We start from the raw sequence: 18,033 nt of genomic DNA on the forward strand, positions 1-18,033 counted from the left end.
TCGGCCTCAGAACCCGATCAGGCCGGACGCCAGATCGGGGATCTCCAGCGCGGTGATCGCCTGCTGCCGGATGTCGGGGCAGGCCGCCGTCGTGATGACGTCGATCCGGGCCCGGTCCTGCAGGAAGTCGAGCGCATTGAGGTTGTTCTTCGCGATCCACGTGCCGACCAGGCCGTTCAACCCGGTCTTGCCGATCGTCGGGGTGTAGGTGCGCCAGCTCTGCAACTGACCCTCGAGGTCGGTGCACAGCTGGGCGGCCTGCGCCTCGGTGACGCCACCCGGCGCCAGGGCGGTGTCCGGAACCGCGGTGGTGGCCGGTGGCGGGGGCGCGGTGGTGCCGGGTGCGGGGGCGGGGCCCTGTCCGGCGCACCCCGCGACCAGCGCCGCAGCCGCCACCGTCCCGGCCGCGGCTGCGGCCAGGCGGTGACGACGTCCGAAGCCGTGCACGCGTCGCTGTCCCATGAACATCCCCCTCGAGTGTGTGCCGGCCCGGTGAGTCGAGGACGACCTAGAAGCTGTGCTCTTCTGCCGGAAACGTTCCGGTGCGCACTTCGGCCGCGTAGGCGGCGGCCGCGGTGCGCAACTCGTCACCGACGTTACCGAAGCGCTTGACGAACTTCGCCGTCTTGCCACTGGTGTAGCCGGCCATGTCCTGCCACACGAGGACCTGGGCATCGCATTCGGCGCCCGCTCCGATGCCCACGGTGGGGATGGTGAGCTTGCGGGTGACCTGGCCTGCGATCTCGGCGGGCACCATCTCCATGACGACGGAGAACGCGCCGGCCTCCTGCACGGCGATCGCGTCGGCGACCAGTTGCTCGGAGGCGTCGCCGCGGCCCTGCACGCGGAATCCGCCGAGCGAGTTGACGCTCTGCGGGGTGAACCCGACGTGGGCCATGACGGGGATGCCCGCGGCGGTGATCGCGGCGATCTGCGGAGCGACGCGCTCGCCGCCCTCGAGCTTGACCGCGTGGGCCAGCCCCTCCTTCATGAACCGGGTCGCGGACGCGAGGGCCTGCTCCGGGGAGCTTTCGTAGCTGCCGAACGGCAGGTCCGCGACCACGAGGGCGTGCGGCGCTCCGCGGACGACGCCGCGAACGAGGGGCAGGAGTTCGTCGATCGTGACCGGGACGGTGGTCTCGTATCCGTACACGACGTTGGCGGCCGAGTCGCCGACGAGGAGGACCGGGATTCCGGCCTCTTCGAAGATGCGGGCGCTGGAGTAGTCGTAGGCGGTGAGCATCGACCAGCGTTCGCCCTCGGCCTTCATGGCCTGCAGGTGGTGGATCCGGGTCTTGCGCTTGGGAACGTCGTGCGATGGTGCTGATCCGTAGAGCCGATCTTCTGACGTGCTCGCGGACGACTTGCTATCGGACATCGTTGTCCCTTTCTGGCCTCGAGGCCCTTGACGGGTCCCCGGGTGCGGGTGATGACGCCTACAGTCTGCCACCGGCTCGCGGGGGAGCGAAGGGGTCGCGCGGGTGCAATGGGTCACACCTGCGGTCCGGTCTCTGACCTGCGGGAAGGCCGTTCGTCGCGGAACCCTGGCACGATCGTCCTATGTCGAAGAGTGCTCGGGTACCGGCCGCGTTCGCGGGGTGCGTCGCCGTCGTCCTTGTCGTCGCAGGCTGCGCGGGCGGTGGACAGGGCACCGGTGAGGCCGTCGCCGTACCGTCGGCGGCCGAGGCCGCTCCGGCCGGACCGATCCCCGCCGGGCTCGAGGAGTTCTACACGCAGCAGGTGCAGTGGGGCTCGTGCGACGGGTTCAGCACGGACGGGTCCCCGCTCGGGGACACGCTCGAGTGCGCCGAGGTGACGGTGCCCAACGACTACGCGAATCCCGGCGGGGCGACCGCGCAGATCGCCGTCTCCCGCTCGAAGGCGACCGGCGACAAGATCGGATCGCTGCTCGTGAACCCGGGCGGCCCCGGGGCGTCGGGTATCGGGCTGGCATCCGTGGCCGACGGCACCGCCATCGCCGAGCGGTTCGACGTCATCGGGTTCGATCCGCGCGGCGTCGGCGCGTCCACACCGCAGGTGACCTGCCTGACCCCGGCGGAAGTGGACGCGAGGCGCAAGGACGACGACGTCGACATGAGTCCCGCCGGAATCGCACGAACCGAGGCCGAGAACCGCGACTACGCGGACAAGTGTGCGCAGCGGACCGGTGTCGACGTCCTCGCCCACGTCGGCACGAACGACGTGGTGCGCGACATGGACGTCATCCGGGCGGTGCTCGGCGACGAGAAGCTGAACTACCTCGGCTACTCGTACGGCACCCGGCTCGGCTCCACGTACGCGGAGACGTTCCCCGGCAACGTGCGCGCGATGGTCCTCGACGGCGCCCTCGACCCGGAGCAGGACCCGACGCAGGAGGTGATCCTGCAGGCCGCCGGATTCCAGTCCGCATTCGACGCGTTCGCCGCGGAGTGCATGCAGCAGAAGGACTGCCCGCTCGGCACCGACCCGGCGCAGGCGAACGCGAGGTTCCGGGCGCTCGTCGACCCGCTGATCGGCAAGCCCGCCGCGACCACCGACCCGCGCGGACTCAGCTACACCGACGCGATCACCGGCGTCCAGCAGGCGCTGTATTCGCCGAACCTCTGGGGCCCGCTCCGCGGCGGGCTGGAGAGCCTGCAGTCGGGGACGGGTGATTCGCTGCTGATGCTGGCGGACCTGTACGAGGGGCGCGCCGACGACGGCACGTATTCCAACCTCAACGACGCGTTCAATTCCATCCGCTGCATGGACGATCCGCCCGTGACCGACCGCGCGGTCGTCGGGGAGGCGGACGTGCGGTACCGCCAGGCGGCGCCGTTCCTCGACGACGGTCGCGGTACCGGCAACGCTCCACTGGACGTGTGCGCGTTCTGGCCTGCGCCGAACACGGGCGCGCCGCATACCGTGTCCGCGCCGGGGATCCCGCCGGTCGTCGTCGTGTCGACGACGGAGGATCCGGCGACGCCGTACCAGGCGGGTGTGGATCTGGCGAAGCAGATGAACGGCACGCTCGTCTCGTACCGGGGCACCCAGCACACCGTCGTCCTCGACGGCGAGGCGTGCGTCGACGACGCCGTCACGGACTATCTCGTCGACCTCGCGGCGCCGCCCGCCGACCTGATGTGCTGACCGGTGCCTGTGACGGGATCGCCCGAGGTGCCCGCACGCTGGACCGATGCGGAATCCGGAACAGCCGAATCAACGAAGTAACACAGATTTAACGAACTTTGCTTACTCTCGCGGACATGGATCGCCAAAAGGAATTCGTGCTTCGCACCCTCGAAGAGCGCGACATTCGGTTCGTCCGATTGTGGTTCACGGACGTTCTCGGATACCTGAAATCGGTGGCGATCGCCCCCGCGGAACTGGAAGGTGCCTTCGAGGAAGGCATCGGCTTCGACGGATCCGCGATCGAGGGCTTCTCCCGGGTGTCCGAGGCGGACACGGTCGCGAAGCCGGACGCCTCCACCTTCCAGGTGCTGCCGTGGAGTTCGAGCAAGGGGCATCAGCACTCCGCCCGCATGTTCTGCGACATCGCCATGCCCGACGGTTCGCCGTCCTGGGCGGATTCGCGGCACGTGCTGCGCCGCCAGCTGAACAAGGCAAGCGATCTGGGCTTCAGCTGCTACGTGCACCCCGAGATCGAGTTCTTCCTCCTCGAGAACGGGCCGATCGACGGCACCCCGCCGAAGCCCGCCGACTCCGGCGGCTACTTCGACCAGGCCGTGCACGACTCCGCGCCCAACTTCCGCCGCCACGCGATCGACGCGCTCGAGTCGATGGGCATCTCCGTCGAGTTCAGTCACCACGAGGCGGCTCCCGGCCAGCAGGAGATCGACCTGCGGTACGCGGACGCCCTGTCGATGGCCGACAACGTGATGACATTCCGGTACGTCGTCAAGGAGGTCGCGATCGCCGAGGGCGTGCGCGCCACCTTCATGCCCAAGCCGTTCAGCGATCAGGCCGGCTCGGCGATGCACACCCACATGAGCCTGTTCGAGGGCGACACCAACGCCTTCCACAACCCGGACGACCCGATGCAGCTGTCGGAGACCGGTAAGGCGTTCATCGCCGGCATCCTCGAGCACGCCAACGAGATCAGCGCCGTCACCAACCAGTGGGTGAACTCCTACAAGCGCCTGATCCACGGCGGCGAGGCCCCGACCGCGGCGTCCTGGGGTCCGTCCAACCGGTCGGCGCTGGTCCGCGTCCCGATGTACACGCCGAACAAGGCGTCGTCGCGTCGCGTCGAGATCCGCAGCCCAGATTCGGCCTGCAACCCGTACCTGACGTTCGCGGTGCTCCTCGCCGCCGGTCTGCGCGGAATCGAGAAGGGCTACGAACTGCCTCCCGAGGCCGAGGACGACGTGTGGGCGCTGACGTCGGCCGAGCGCCGCGCCATGGGCTACCGGGAGCTGCCCGGCAACCTCGACGGCGCACTGCGCGAGATGGAGAAGTCGGAGCTGGTGGCCGAAGCCCTCGGCGAGCACGTGTTCGACTTCTTCCTGCGCAACAAGCGGCGTGAGTGGGAGGAGTACCGGAGCCACGTGACGCCGTTCGAACTCAAGACGTATCTGGGGTTGTGAGCAAGAGCATGGTGAAACCTCCGGCAGCGCGTTCTGCCGTTCCCGGTCCGGGTCGTCTGGGTCTCGTCGAGCCGACCGCTCCGTCCGAACTCCGCGAGCTGGGCTGGGTCGGTGAGAACAGCATCGAACTGCTGTGGTCGCTGTCGCGGGCCGCGAACGCCGACCTCGCCCTCCGCACCCTGGTGCGCCTGAAGGACGGGCTCGGCGAGGGCTGGGCCGAACTCGATACGGCCCTGCGTACCGACAAGGGCCTGCGCGGCCGGTTGTTCGGGTTGTTCGGTGCGTCCAGCGCGTTCGGCGACCACCTGGTCGCGGATCCCGCGTCCTGGAAGATCCTCGCCGGCGACGTCCGCCTGCCGTCGAAGGACGAGGCGACCGCCACGATGATGGCCGCGGTCGGCGCCGAACCCGAGGAGGGCGCCCACCCGGACGCCCGCCTGTACCGGGCGAAGGTCACCGGACCCGATGCCATCGCGGCGCTGCGCAAGACGTACCGCGACGAACTGATGCTGCTCGCCGCCGTCGACCTCGCGGCGACCGTCGAGAACGAACCGGTACTGCCGTACCAGACCGTCGGGCATCAGCTGTCCGATCTGGCCGATGCGGCGCTCGACGCCGCCCTCGCGGTGGCCGTCGCAGCCGTGTGCCCGGACGCCCCGTGCCCCGTGCGGCTGGCCGTCATCGCCATGGGCAAGTGCGGCGCCCGCGAACTCAATTACGTCAGCGACGTCGACGTGGTCTTCGTCGCCGAACCCGCCGACTCGATCGCCAGCCGGATCGCCGGCGAGATGATGCGCATCGGGTCCTCGGCGTTCTTCGACGTGGACGCCGCGTTGCGGCCGGAGGGCAAGCGCGGGGAACTCGTCCGCACCCTCGAATCCCACGTCGCGTACTACAAGCGCTGGGCCAAGACCTGGGAGTTCCAGGCCCTGCTCAAGGCCCGCCCGATGATCGGCGACGTCGCGCTCGGACAGCGGTATTTCGACGCCCTCAACCCGATGGTGTGGACCGCCTCGGAGCGCGAGGACTTCGTCCCCGAGGTGCAGGCGATGCGCCGCCGGGTGGAGGAGATGGTTCCCCCGGAACTGCGCGAGCGGGAACTGAAACTGGGCCGCGGCAGTCTGCGCGACGTCGAGTTCGCGGTCCAGCTCCTGCAGCTCGTGCACGGGCGCGCCGACGAGGCGCTGCACGTTCAGAGCACCATCGACGCGCTGACCGCACTCGCCGCCCGCGGCTACGTGGGCCGCGACGACGCCGCGAATCTGGCGGCGTCCTACGAGTTCCTGCGATTGCTCGAGCACCGACTGCAGTTGCAGAAGCTGCGCCGCACGCACACCCTGCCGCCCGCCGAGGACGAGGAAGCGCTGCGCTGGCTGGCGCGGGCCGCGCACATGCGACCCGACGGCAGCAAGGACGCGCTCGGCGTCCTCAACGCGGAGATCAAACGCAACGCGCACCGGGTGCGGCGCCTGCACGCCAAGCTGTTCTACCGGCCGCTGCTCGAATCGGTGGCGCGCATCGACAAGGAAGCGCTGCGGCTGAGCCCGGACGCGGCCATCCGCCAGCTGGCGGCGCTGGGCTACACGGCCCCCGAGAACGCGCTCGGCCACCTCACCGCACTCACCAGCGGTGCGTCCCGCAAGGGCCGCATCCAGGCGCTGCTGCTGCCGACCCTGCTCGAATCGCTCGCCGACACACCGGATCCCGATGCGGGCCTGCTCGCGTACCGGCGGCTGTCGGACGCGATGACCGATCAGACCTGGTTCCTCCGGTTGCTGCGCGACGAGGCCTCGGTCGCCGAGCGGCTGATGACGGTGCTCGGATCCTCGGCCTACGTTCCCGACCTGCTGATCAAAGCACCGGACGTGGTGCGGCTGTTCGCCGATTCACCGGCCGGACCGCGGCTGCTGGAGTCGAAGCCGGAGGACGTCGCCCGCGGGATCCTGACGGCGTCGGCACGACACGAGGACCCGGCCCGCGCGATCGCGGCGGCGCGCTCGCTGCGCCGCTACGAGCTGGCCCGGATCGCCTCCGCGGACATCCTCGGCATGCTCGACGTGCCGGGCGTGTGCAAGGCGTTGTCGTCCGTGTGGGCGGCCGTGCTCAACGCCGCCCTCGCCGCCGTCATCAAGGCGAGCGAGAAGGAGCTCGGCACGCCCGCTCCCGCGACGTTCACCGTGATCGGGATGGGCCGGCTCGGCGGCGGTGAACTCGGCTACGGTTCGGACGCGGACGTCCTGTTCGTGTGCGAGCCGCGCGAGGAGATCGACGAGACCGTCGCCGTCAAGTGGGCCAACAGCATCGGCGACAAGGTGCGGACCCTGCTCGGCGCGCCGAGCACGGATCCGCCGCTCGAGGTGGACACGGGCCTGCGGCCGGAGGGGCGCAGCGGCCCGATGGTGCGCACGCTGGCGTCCTACGAGGCCTACTACGCGCAGTGGGCACAGGCGTGGGAGATCCAGGCGCTGCTGCGCGCCCATCACGTGGCCGGCGACGCCGACCTGGGTCTGCGCTTCCTGCACATGATCGACAAGACCCGCTACCCCGAGGGCGGGGTGTCGGAGCAGGCGGTCCGCGAGATCCGGCGCATCAAGGCGCGCGTCGACTCCGAGCGGCTGCCACGCGGCGCCGACCCCGCGACCCACACCAAGCTCGGGCGCGGCGGGCTCGCCGACATCGAATGGACCGTGCAGCTGATCCAGCTGCGGCACGCCCACGAGATCGAGTCGCTGCACAACACGTCGACTCTCGAGACACTCGACGCGATCGGTGCCGCCGAGTTGCTCAGCGAGTCCGACGTCGAACTGCTGCGCGACGCGTGGATCACGGCGACGAAGGCCCGCAACTGCCTCGTCCTCGTCCGCGGCAAGGCCACCGATCAGCTGCCCGGGTCGGGACGCGTCCTGTCCGCGGTCGCGCAGATCGCGGGCTGGGGCGGCGGCGACGCCGGCGAGTTCCTCGACAACTACCTGCGGGTGACCCGGCGGGCCAAGGCCGTGGTGGAGAGAGTCTTCGGGGAGTGATCGCCACCTGGGGGGTGCGAGCACTGATCGCCCTCGGGTGGCTCGCGGTGCTCGTCGGTGTGTTCGGTGTGGTGCTGCGATTCCTCGACGTCCAGAATCAGCGTCTGCTCGTGCTGGCGTCCGCGGCGCCCTACCTGATGGCGGCCGCCGCGGTCGGGGTGCTGCTGCTGGGAATCACCCGGCACTGGATCGGGTTCGGGGTCGCACTGACCGTGGCCGCGCTGGCCACCCTGTCGCAGGGCCCGCTGTACGTGGCGAATTCGGTGCCGGCGTCCGGGCCGGAACTGACCGTGATGCAGGCGAACATCTGGCTCGGCAACGCGGACGCCGAGTCCCTCGTCCGGCAGATCCGGGACCGCGACGTCGACGTGCTCACCGTCAACGAGCTGACCCCGGAAGCCGTCGACCGGCTGGGGGCCGCGGGCCTCGAATCGACCCTGCCGTACTCGTTCCTCATGCCCGGCGGTGGCGGTGAGGGAACCGGGATCTGGAGCCGGTACCCGCTGACCGACAAGGTCCACCACTCGGAGTTCGTGCTGTCCGCGCTGTCGGCCAGGGTGGAACTTCCGGACGGCGCGAGCACGGCACTGTACGCGTTCCATCCGGTCCCGCCGTGGCCGTCGGATCCGTCGCTGTGGTCACGCGAAATGGACCGCATCAAAGCCATCCTCGACGCCGTCCCCGCCGACTCGGGACCCGTGATCGTCAGTGGCGACTTCAACTCCACCCGCGACCACGTGAAGTACCGCAATCTGGTGACCGGACGCTACCGTGATGCCGCCGACCAGGTCGGTGCCGGAATTCAGAACACGTATCCCGCCGACCGGCAGCCGCTTCCGCCGATGATCGCGATCGATCACATCGTCACGAGCGGGGCGCAGGCGCAGTCCGTGGAATCGGTGGTGCTGACGGGCTCGGATCACCGGGGCCTCGTCGCCAGGATCACCCTCGGCGGCTGACCGTCACGGGAGCGTGACGAATCCCTTCTGCACCAGCCAGTCCCGGGCCACGTCGGCCGGTTCCTCGCCCTCCACGTCGACCCGCCGGTTCAGTTCGGTGATCTCCTCGTTGGTCAGGGCAGCAGAGATCGGGGCCATCACCTCCGCCACCTGCGGGTGCTCCTCGGCGAAATCCTTGCGCATCGTGATCGCCGGGTTGTACTTCGGGAAGAATTGGCGATCGTCTTCCAGCAGCACCAGATCGAGCGCGATGATCCGTCCGTCCGTCGTGAACACCTCACCGAACTTGCACTGCGTTCCGTCCGCGGTGGCCTGGTAGATGATGCCGGTCTGCAGGATCTGGCGGTTCGCGCGGGCCGGATCGAAGCCGTACTTGGCGGCCATACCCGGGAACCCGTCCTGGCGGACGTTGAATTCGGTCTCCACGCACGTCGTCGCCGCGGCGGGGTCGCGGTTGACCAGGTCCGCGTACTCCGACAGCGTGGTGATCCCGGTCTCCTCGGCGGTCTGCCTGCTCATCGCGAGCGCGTACGTGTTGTTCATCGGGGCGGGATCCACCCACACCATGCCGTTGCGTTCGAGGTCCTCGTCGCGGACCGCCTCGAACTGCTCGGTCGGGTCGGGGATCGGAATCTCGTTGCCGAGGTAGTTGATCCACCCGGTGCCGGTGTACTCGTAGGTGACGTCGATCTGACCGTCCAGCTGGGCGTCCCGCGTGCTGTTGGACCCCTGGATGTTGGTGAGGTCGCGCACGTCGGCGCCTGCGGCGCTGAGCGCGAATTCGATGATGTACCCGAGGGTGACCTGCTCGGTGAAGTCCTTGGACCCGACAGTGATCGGGACACCCTCGAGTTCGGGCACGGGCTGGATGCTGCCCGGTTCCACCGACAGCGGCAGGGCTCCTCCGGATTCGAGACCGCAGGACACTGCGAGGACCCCGCAGAACGTCACGGCCGTCGCGGCGATCGCCTTCCGCAGGAGGTTCATCAGCGCAGCCCCTTCGGGCCGAGGAACTCCTCGGCCAGGGCGCCGCACCAGTCGACGAGCAGCGCCAGCGCGACCGCGAGCACGGCTCCCACGACCAGAGTCACGTTGTCGCGCAGCTTGTATCCGGTGTCGATGAGGATGCCGAGACCGCCGGCACTGACGAGGAAACTGAGCGTCGCGGTGCCCACCGCGAGGACCAGCGACGTGCGCAGTCCCGCGAGGATGTACGGGACGGCGAGCGGGAACTCGACCTTGCGCAGAACGAGACCGGCCGTCATGCCCTGTCCCCGCCCGGCGTCGATGACCGCGGGATTGACCTCCTGCAGACCGAGGATCGTGTTCCGCAGCACGGGCAGGAGGGAGTAGAACGCGATGGGGAGCACCCCGATCCAGAATCCGGTGGTCCCCGTCGCGAGGAACAGCAGCACGAGCAGCCCGATGGCAGGCGCGGCCTGCCCGATGTTGGCGATGCCGACGAAAACCGGTGCCAGCTTGGTGAACCCGGGCCGGGTGAGCAGGATCCCGAGCGGGACGGCGACGATGACGACGATCACCACCACGACCACGGTGATCAGCACGTGCTGCCACGTCAGGGTCGCGATGTTCGCGGCGTTGAGGCTGCCCTTCTGCGTGGCGGTCAGGTCTCGGCTGAACGCCCAGCCGAGGACACCCACCACCAGGAACAGGACGAGGATCGGCTGGACCAGCAGGCGGGCCCGCTCCGAACGCCGGGCGGCCGGAGCGGTGGGCTTCGTGGTGACGGCGGCCGTCATGACGGTGTCCCGCGCTCACTCGCCCCGTCCTGCTGCGGCTCGGCGTCCTCGTCGTCGTGCGCGTGTTCCTCACGCATCGCGGACAGGTGTGCCACCAGCGTGTCGATCGTGATCAGGCCGCGGTACTCGCCGTGCAGGCCGGTGACGACCGTGGACGCGCTGGTCTCGACGAGCAGAGCCTCGAGCGCGTCCTGCAGCGTCGACTGGGTCGACACCACCTCGTCGATCGGATCGCCGACGTCGCGCAGGGAGGTCGCGTTGGCCAGATGTCGCAGGGACACCCAGCGAATCGGGCGGTCACGTGAATCCAGGACGATGCCCCACTTGATCTTGCGGGGAACGATCGCCGTCCGCAGAGCCTCGGCCGAGCCGTCCTCGTACGCGGTAGGACAGTCGAGGAGATCGACCTCGGCCACCCGGGTGAGCGTCAACTGCTTGAGCGACGCGTCCGCGCCGACGAACCCCGCGACCATGTCGTTGGCGGGATGCGCGAGGATCGCCTCCGGCGTGTCGTACTGCATGATATGCGACTGGTTGCCCAGCACCGCGATCCGATCGCCCAGCTTGACCGCCTCGTTGAAATCGTGCGTGACGAAGACGATCGTCTTGCCGAGATCGGACTGCAGTCTCATCAACTCGTCCTGTAGTAGTGCGCGGGTGATCGGGTCGACCGCGCCGAACGGCTCGTCCATCAGCAGCACCGGCGGGTCGGCGGCCAGTGCCCGCGCCACCCCCACGCGCTGCTGCTGACCGCCCGACAACTGCCGGGGGTAGCGCTCGCGGTAGAGGTCCGGTTCGAGTCCGACGAGGTCGAGCATCTCGTCGGTGCGGTCGGCGATCTTCTTCTTGTCCCAGCCGATCAGCCCGGGGACGGTGCCGACGTTCTTGGCGATGGTCAGGTGCGGGAACAGCCCGGCCTGCTGAATCGAGTAGCCGATGCCGCGCCGCAGCTTGTCGGGGTCGATGGACAGGGCGTCCTTGCCGCCAATCGTGATCTTCCCCGACGTCGGTTCGATGAGCCGGTTGATCATCCGCATCGTGGTGGTCTTCCCGCAGCCGGACGGGCCGACGAGGACCACGATCTCCCCGGCGGGGATGCGCATCGACACGTTGTCGACCGCCGCCTTCTCCTGGCCCGGATAGCTCTTGACGACGTCTTCGAGGACGATGTCCACGCCCGAGACCGTGCTGCCGTTGGTGTGAGGTGTATCGAGATCAGTCACGGATCCCCCTGGAGGTGGTGAGTCGGCCGACGACGGCGAGGACGCCGTCGAGTACGAGGGCGAGGATCACGATGAGCACGGTCCCCGTGAGGGCCTGCGGTATCGCTGTCGGGCTGCCGACGCGGGACAGTCCCGAGAAGATGAGGTTGCCGAGCCCGGGGCCCTTGGCGTAGGCGGCGATTGCGAGGATGCCCATCAGCATCTGCGTGCTCACCCGCATGCCCGTCAGGATCGACGGCCACGCGAGGGGGAGTTCGATCCTGCTCAGCACGGTCGTGCGGCTCATCCCCACACCGCGGGCGGCGTCGGTGACGGCGGGGTCGACGGACGCGAGTCCGAGGATGGTGTTCCGGATGATCGGCAGCAGCGCGTACAACACCAGGGCGGTCACGGTGGGGGCCACACCGAGCCCGAGGATCGGGATGAGCAGGCCGAGCAGGGCGAACGACGGGATGGTGAGGATCGTGCCGGCCAGAGCGGTGGCGATCGCGGAGCCGGCCGGGCTCCGGTACACCAGGATCCCGATCGCCACCGCAACGATCGTGGCGATGACCACCGACTGCACGACGGCACTGACGTGCAGGAGCGAGTCTGTGAGAAGTTGCTGTTTCCGGGCGGAGACGAAGTCCCACAGTTGCTGCATGTCCAACCGTGCACACCTCTCTCCAGATGTGAAACTTTCTCCAGATGTGAAAACAGACCTCGGTCCTTCACAGTGCTATGTACCCGGACATCGCGCAGGTGAATCGGGAAACTCACGTCAGGTCGTGGGGATCATGAACAGCAGGGTGCACACGCCGATCGAGATCGCGAACAGCACGACCATGACGGCGTAGCCCAGGTTCCGCCGCCGGGCAGGGATCGCCGGGTCCATCCACCACCCGAACGCCTTGAACGCCGCGGGAACCGCCCACCACCCGAGGATCTGGGTGGTGACCAGATTCCCGATGAACAGGGCGACCGCGATCGGCACACCGTGCGCCTCGATGAAAGGCGCGCTGAAGAAATGACCCCAGATCACGACCAGCGGGTACAGCACCAGCAGCGCCAGCAGGTTGCTGCGGGCGACGGGCACCGGGGGCGGTTCGTCGCCGCCCGTGCCGCGGAACCAGAAGTCGAACCCGTAGCTCGCTTTGCGGATCCGGAGATTCCTGTTGAACTTCTCACCCTCCTCGAGGAGGGCGGCCCGCTCCGGTGAATCCATCCACGACCCCAGGTTGTCCTCGGTGTCGAAGCTGAGCACGATCGTCCAGTCCTCGGTGATTCCCTGCACCGGCCTCTCGACCTTGTGCCCCCGGAAGCCGCGGAACCCTGCCTCGGCGGCGGAGATCTTCCGTTGCCAGTCCATGAACGCCGACTCGTCCGCGGGGTCGACGTGACAGGAGATGACCACCGACGTCGCCGACTGCTCCCGGGTCTGCTCACCGGTGAGCAGGTGGACGTCCTCGTTGCCGATGAAGGCGTGCTTGATCTCCGCCACCAGTTCCGTCCGCAGGTCGCTGTCGAGCCACGCCCGGGCGTCGTCGAGGGTGGTGAACCGCAGCACGTCCACCCAGTCGTCCTGCACGGGCGGCGACGGCGGCACGATGTCCTGATCGATGAAACCGGGAACCGTCGCGAGGGCGTCCGCCGCGCGTTTCTGCCACTGCGAATATTCGGCGTAGCGGGCGTCGTCGATCCGGCGTTGAAAGATCACCGACACCGGGGATGCGGCTGGGCTGTGCTGGCTCGGGTGCGGCACGTGAGATCACCTCCGGTCGGTTCGTGGTGCGGGCGCCTCGGCAGGGGAACTGTCGGACTGCCGGGCGGATGTGGTGAGCAGGAGCAGAATTCCGGCGCCGGCGCCGAGAGCGAGGTAGAGCCAGCCGAGCGGTGCCTGGCTGTTCTCCGGCAGCACGCCCGCGACGGCCATCGCCGCGCTGACGACGAGATAGCAGGCCGCGGTGACGACTCCGCCGATCAGCCCGAGATTGCGGGTGAACAGCCCGAGAGCCAGCCCGTACATCTGCGGGCAGAGCACGCCGCATCCGGCGAGTGCGAGGCAGGCGCCGATCGTGATGGCCGGCGCGGTGACGACGGACATCCCGGCCGTGACGGCCAGTACCAGCGCGCCGAGCACGAACACCCACCAGGCGCCGAAAGCGAGGCGGCGGGTGCCGACCCGGACGGCGAGTGCGCTGCAGGCGAGTTCGCCGAGAAGGTTGGCGCCGCCCACGACGAGCGCCACCGCGCCGTACGCGGCGGGGGAGAAGCCGAGGATCTCCTGGTACAGGAAGGGCGCGACGACGCCGAACACCATCTGGGCGGACGCCATCAGTCCGAACACGAGCACGAAGCCCACGAAGATGCGGTGGCGCAGCGCGGCCCGCAGCACCCGCGCCGCCGCCGTCGCATCGACCGGTGATCGCGATTCCTTCGGAAGCGTCTCCGGCAGTCCCGCGAAGACGAGGGGAACGGCGAGCGCCGCCAGAAGCGCGATCAGCCCGAACACCAGGCGCCACGACATGAACTGCACGAGCACACCGCCCACGGCGGGCGCGAGAACCGGGGCCAGCCCCCACGCGGCCCCGAGGAGACCGGACACGGATGTGAGCCGGGCGCCGCGGTAGCAGTCGGCGGCGATCGCATACGCGAGGACGAGGCACGCACACCCGCCGATGCCCTGCACGAATCTCAGCCCGAGCAGGACCGTGATGTTCTGCACGAGTGCGCATCCCACACTGGTGACGACGAGGATCGTCAGGCAGGTCAGCAGAGTTCGTTTGCGGCCCACCGCATCCGCGATCAGTCCGACCGGGATGAACGCCAGACTCATGCCCAGCATGTACGCCGTCACCGTGTTCTGCACGACGGCCGCGGACGAGTCCAGGTCGAGCACCATCTGCGGCAGCGCCGGGGTGTAGATGTCGAGCGGGATCTGGCTGAGCGGAATGACCAGCAGCAGGATGACCACGACACGGCGCGGCACCGGGACGCCGGTCGGCGTCGTGGGCACTGACATCCCGCACCACCTGCTTCTCGACCCATGGGGGATGGAGAACGGAGCAAGTTTCCCGAAAGTCTTCACGTGAACATTCCGCAACGGTCCGTGCGGTCGGTTCCCTGGATCATACGACTGAGGACTGCCGCGCCGTGCCGGTTCCGGGTGCGCCCGCAGCCGGGGGAGCCCGCGACGCAAACGAGCCCACCCATGTCACCGGCTGGAATCAGCCGGCGCCACGGATGGGCTCGTCAGGAAGTGCCGGCCCGCACGTCGGCGGGCATCACGACTTACACGTCGTAGTAGAGCTGGAACTCGTAGGGGTGCGGACGCAGGTTGACCGGAGCGATCTCCTGCTCGCGCTTGAGCGAGATCCACGTCTCGATCAGGTCGGACGTGAACACGCCACCCTCGGTGAGGTAGTCGTGGTCGGCCTCGAGGCGGTCGATGACAGCCGACAGGCTGGTGGGGGCCTGCGGGATGTTGCGGGCCTCCTCCGGCGGGAGCTCGTAGAGGTCCTTGTCGACGGGAGCCTGCGGCTCGATCTTGTTCTTGATGCCGTCCAGGCCGGCCATCATCTGCGCCGCGAAGTTCAGGTAGGGGTTACCCGAGGAGTCGGGGGCGCGGAACTCGAGGCGCTTGGCCTTCGGGTTGTTGCCGGTGATCGGGATACGCACGGCCGCCGAGCGGTTGCGCTGGCTGTACACCAGGTTGATGGGGGCTTCGTAGCCCGGCACCAGGCGGTGGTACGAGTTGATCGTCGGGTTGGTGAACGCCAGCAGCGAGGGAGCGTGGTGCAGGATGCCGCCGATGTAGTGACGCGCCATGTCGGACAGACCCGCGTAGCCGGCCTCGTCGTGGAACAGCGGCTTGCCGTCCTTCCACAGCGACTGGTGGACGTGCATGCCCGAACCGTTGTCGCCGAACAGCGGCTTCGGCATGAAGGTGGCCGACTTGCCGTGCTGCCAGGCGGTGTTCTTCACGATGTACTTGAACAGCTGCAGGTCGTCGGCGGCTGCGAGCAGCGTGTTGAACTTGTAGTTGATCTCCTGCTGGCCGCCGGTGCCCACCTCGTGGTGGCCGCGCTCGAGCTCGAAGCCCGCGTTCTGCAGGTTGGTGGAGATCTCGTCGCGCAGGTCGACGTAGTGGTCGTACGGAGCGACGGGGAAGTAACCGCCCTTGGGGCGGACCTTGTAGCCCAGGTTGGGGCTGCCGTCGGCGTTCACGTCGTTGCCGGTGTTCCAGGAACCCGAGATGGAGTCGAGTTCGTAGAACGCGCCGTTGATGCCGGAGTCGTAGCGGACCGAGTCGAAGATGTAGAACTCGGCCTCGGCGCCGAAGAAGGCGGTGTCGGCGATGCCGGTCGACTTCAGGTATTCCTCGGCCTTGCGCGCGACGTTACGCGGGTCGCGGCTGTAGGACTCGCGCGTGAACGGGTCATGCACGAAGAAGTTGATGTTCAGCGTCTTGGCGGCGCGGAAGGGGTCGATCTGGGCGGTGGCGACGTCGGGGAGGAGCATCATGTCGGACTCGTGGATCGACTGGAAGCCGCGGACGGACGAACCGTCGAACGCGAGGCCGTCCTCGAACACGTCCTGGTTGAACGCGGACGCGGGAATCGAGAAGTGCTGCTGCACGCCGGGCAGGTCGCTGAACCGGATGTCGACGTACTCGACGTTCTCGTCCTTGATGAACTTGATGACCTCTTCGGCCGTGGTGAACGCCACGCTTGTGCTCCTTAAGTCGCTTCAGCCAAGTGGATATTGGCGAAATTCGTCGAGCCAGACGGTATGGACTTGGTGTTGCCCGCTGGTCAACCTTTTGTTTCGCCCGTGTTACACGTCGAATCTTCCTGGGCTTTTACACCCGCTGTGACTGCGCACACAGCCCCAAGCTCCGGTGTGAGGTCCTCGGAGAGACGACGCCTATCCTGGACAGCATGGCACGTATCACCGGTTCTTGGCTCTCCGGACCTTCGGCTGCACTGCCGGACGGCGCCGACGAGACGACGCAGTCCTTCCGGGGCGAGCGCCTCGGGTTGCAGGCGGAGGGACCCGGTTCACTCGCGAGCACGGGACGCCGTCTCGCCGCGCTGATGATCGACTGGGTGTCGTCGGCCGGCGTCGCGGCTCTGATCATCGGCGACAACTTCTTCGACGGCCCGTTCTCCACGATCACCCTGCTCGTCTGGTTCGTCGTCGGTGTCACCACGGTGACGCTGTTCTCCTTCACCCCGGGGCAGTTGTTCCTCGGCATGCAGGTGGCGCGCGTGGACGGACCCGCCCGCGTCGGCTTCGTGCGGGCCCTGGTGCGTCAGGCGCTGCTCGTGTTCGTGGTGCCCGGCACGATCACGGACATCGACGGTCGCGGCATGCAGGACCGCGCCACCGGCACCGCGCTGATCCGCACGCGCTGACCCCCCGAACGTCTTCCGCCCGATGTCGGATTCGACATCGGGCGGAGTAGGTGTGACGCGGACCAGGTGGAAGGCGACCGGCTTCTAGCGGCGACGGATGGTGCGCTGCACGCCGCGCATCTTCGCGCCGCCGGGCATCGGACCCTTGGGCAGTGCCGCGCCGCCACCGCGGCTGCTGAGCGCGGCGAGCCGCGACTCGATGGCGTCCATCCGCTTGGTGTCGATGTTCTTGGGAAGCTTGTTCAGGTGCTTCTGGAGCTGCGACAGCGGGACCTGGCCCTCGTCGTTGCCGATGACGATGTCGTAGATCGGGGTGTCGCCGACGAGGCGCGCCGTCTTCTTCTTCTCCTGGGCGAGGAGCGACTTCACGCGCTGCGGTGATCCCTCGGCGACCAGGATGACGCCGGGGCGTCCGATCACGCGGTGCACGGCGTCGAGCTGGGTGGTGCCCGCGACCGCGCTGGTCACGCGCCAGGAGCCCTGCATGTTGTCGAGCGCCCACGCGGCCGCACCGGCCTGGCCCTCGGCCTTGCCGTACACCGTCTTCTGCACGCGCCGGCCGAAGATGATGAACGCACCGAGCACGCCGAGGAGGAGGCCGATCGGGAGGAGGAACCACTGCAGGCCCCAGATCAGACCGACGAGGAAGAACACCACCGCGAGTCCGACGAGTGTGCCGAGCATGAGCGGCAACAGCAGCTTGTCTTCCTTGCGCTGCATCTGGAACGCCTGCCAGAGCTGGGTTCTGCGTTCCTTCGACGCCTGCCTGCGGGCTGCCTTGGCGGCTGCCTTTGCTTCTTTACTGGGTTTGCCCGCTTTACCGGATTTACTGCCGTTCGCCATGCTCTTCAGGATACGTCCCTGGCCGTGCGCGGTGATGACCCGTCCGGTGTCGATCACCGCGCACGCGCCGTGGTCAGCGGGCGAGGCGCGCCATGAGGGAACTGGCCTCCTGCGAGGCGTCACCGCTTTCGGTGAGATGCGCCTGTCCAGCAGGCAATTCGCGGCCGTGGTGGGCCATCGCCTGCGCATAGAGGCGGCCGGCGCGGTACGACGAGCGCACGAGCGGTCCGGCCATGACGCCGG

15 protein-coding genes and 1 pseudogene are annotated in these 18,033 nt (G+C 68.4%); 5 read left to right on the top strand and 11 right to left on the bottom strand.

What is annotated here, in order from left to right; all coding sequences use genetic code 11:
* Positions 1–6: 6 nt before the first annotated feature.
* Together P3H15_RS27590 and panB are read right to left on the bottom strand one after the other, a co-directional pair.
* Positions 7–468, bottom strand: coding sequence for a hypothetical protein (locus tag P3H15_RS27590; protein WP_276140154.1), 462 nt, complete (start codon positions 466–468; stop codon positions 7–9).
* Positions 469–508: 40 nt separating this feature from the next.
* The gene (gene panB / locus P3H15_RS27595; protein ID WP_012688133.1) at positions 509–1,378 is read right to left on the bottom strand and encodes a 3-methyl-2-oxobutanoate hydroxymethyltransferase; all 870 of its coding nucleotides are present in this window, start codon (positions 1,376–1,378) and stop codon (positions 509–511) included.
* Between the two features lie 182 nt (positions 1,379–1,560).
* Here panB and P3H15_RS27600 point away from each other — a divergent pair, with 182 nt between their 5' ends.
* The 4 genes from P3H15_RS27600 to P3H15_RS27615 all read left to right on the top strand — a co-directional run bounded on the left by P3H15_RS27600 (position 1,561) and on the right by P3H15_RS27615 (position 8,568).
* Positions 1,561–3,129 carry an alpha/beta hydrolase gene (locus P3H15_RS27600; protein WP_276140155.1) on the top strand — a complete coding sequence of 523 codons (1,569 nt, stop codon included), beginning with the start codon at positions 1,561–1,563 and terminating at the stop codon, positions 3,127–3,129.
* 116 nt (positions 3,130–3,245) lie between these two features.
* Positions 3,246–4,586: a type I glutamate--ammonia ligase gene (gene glnA / locus P3H15_RS27605; RefSeq protein WP_005247775.1), complete on the top strand. Its 1,341-nt coding sequence runs from the start codon at positions 3,246–3,248 to the stop codon at positions 4,584–4,586.
* A gap of 8 nt (positions 4,587–4,594) precedes the next feature.
* Positions 4,595–7,609, top strand: coding sequence for a bifunctional [glutamine synthetase] adenylyltransferase/[glutamine synthetase]-adenylyl-L-tyrosine phosphorylase (locus tag P3H15_RS27610; RefSeq protein WP_276140156.1), 3,015 nt, complete (start codon positions 4,595–4,597; stop codon positions 7,607–7,609).
* Entirely contained in the window at positions 7,606–8,568 is a 963-nt protein-coding gene (locus P3H15_RS27615; RefSeq protein ID WP_276140157.1) for an endonuclease/exonuclease/phosphatase family protein, read from the top strand. Before P3H15_RS27610 ends, P3H15_RS27615 begins: the two co-directional genes overlap by 4 nt.
* A 3-nt stretch (positions 8,569–8,571) precedes the next feature.
* Here the strand turns inward: P3H15_RS27615 and P3H15_RS27620 are convergent, their stop codons facing one another.
* The 7 genes from P3H15_RS27620 to glnA (P3H15_RS27650) all read right to left on the bottom strand — a co-directional run bounded on the left by P3H15_RS27620 (position 8,572) and on the right by glnA (P3H15_RS27650) (position 16,258).
* Complete coding sequence (locus P3H15_RS27620; RefSeq protein WP_276140158.1) at positions 8,572–9,555, bottom strand: glycine betaine ABC transporter substrate-binding protein; 984 nt, start codon at positions 9,553–9,555, stop codon at positions 8,572–8,574.
* On the bottom strand, positions 9,555–10,328 hold the full coding sequence (locus tag P3H15_RS27625; protein ID WP_276140159.1) for an ABC transporter permease: 774 nt from the start codon (positions 10,326–10,328) through the stop codon (positions 9,555–9,557). The genes P3H15_RS27620 and P3H15_RS27625 overlap by 1 nt, the downstream gene beginning before the upstream one ends.
* Positions 10,325–11,551, bottom strand: a complete 1,227-nt coding sequence (locus tag P3H15_RS27630; RefSeq protein ID WP_276140160.1) for an ABC transporter ATP-binding protein — start codon at positions 11,549–11,551, stop codon at positions 10,325–10,327. Before P3H15_RS27630 ends, P3H15_RS27625 begins: the two co-directional genes overlap by 4 nt.
* Positions 11,544–12,194 carry an ABC transporter permease gene (locus P3H15_RS27635; RefSeq protein ID WP_072945497.1) on the bottom strand — a complete coding sequence of 217 codons (651 nt, stop codon included), beginning with the start codon at positions 12,192–12,194 and terminating at the stop codon, positions 11,544–11,546. Before P3H15_RS27635 ends, P3H15_RS27630 begins: the two co-directional genes overlap by 8 nt.
* Positions 12,195–12,311: 117 nt before the next feature.
* Positions 12,312–13,292, bottom strand: coding sequence for an antibiotic biosynthesis monooxygenase (locus P3H15_RS27640; protein WP_276140161.1), 981 nt, complete (start codon positions 13,290–13,292; stop codon positions 12,312–12,314).
* A 6-nt stretch (positions 13,293–13,298) separates the two neighbouring features.
* On the bottom strand, positions 13,299–14,552 hold the full coding sequence (locus P3H15_RS27645) for a multidrug effflux MFS transporter (RefSeq protein WP_276140162.1): 1,254 nt from the start codon (positions 14,550–14,552) through the stop codon (positions 13,299–13,301).
* A 269-nt stretch (positions 14,553–14,821) separates the two neighbouring features.
* Positions 14,822–16,258, bottom strand: coding sequence for a type I glutamate--ammonia ligase (gene glnA, locus P3H15_RS27650; RefSeq protein WP_005247755.1), 1,437 nt, complete (start codon positions 16,256–16,258; stop codon positions 14,822–14,824).
* Positions 16,259–16,470: 212 nt separating this feature from the next.
* On the opposite strand from glnA (P3H15_RS27650), the gene P3H15_RS27655 reads away from it, so the two are divergent.
* Positions 16,471–16,947 (top strand): RDD family protein, encoded by a 477-nt coding sequence (locus P3H15_RS27655; protein WP_276140164.1) that lies wholly within the window; start codon positions 16,471–16,473, stop codon positions 16,945–16,947.
* Between the two features lie 84 nt (positions 16,948–17,031).
* Here the strand turns inward: P3H15_RS27655 and P3H15_RS27660 are convergent, their stop codons facing one another.
* Together P3H15_RS27660 and P3H15_RS27665 are read right to left on the bottom strand one after the other, a co-directional pair.
* A complete protein-coding gene (locus P3H15_RS27660; RefSeq protein ID WP_012688122.1) occupies positions 17,032–17,790 on the bottom strand; it encodes a DUF4191 domain-containing protein in 759 nt (252 codons plus the stop codon).
* 73 nt (positions 17,791–17,863) lie between these two features.
* A pseudogene (locus P3H15_RS27665) lies at positions 17,864–18,033 on the bottom strand (lipoyl synthase); the annotation flags it as partial.

It is taken from the genome of Rhodococcus sp. T2V (assembly GCF_029269925.1).
GTDB lineage: Bacteria > Actinomycetota > Actinomycetes > Mycobacteriales > Mycobacteriaceae > Rhodococcus_F > Rhodococcus_F koreensis.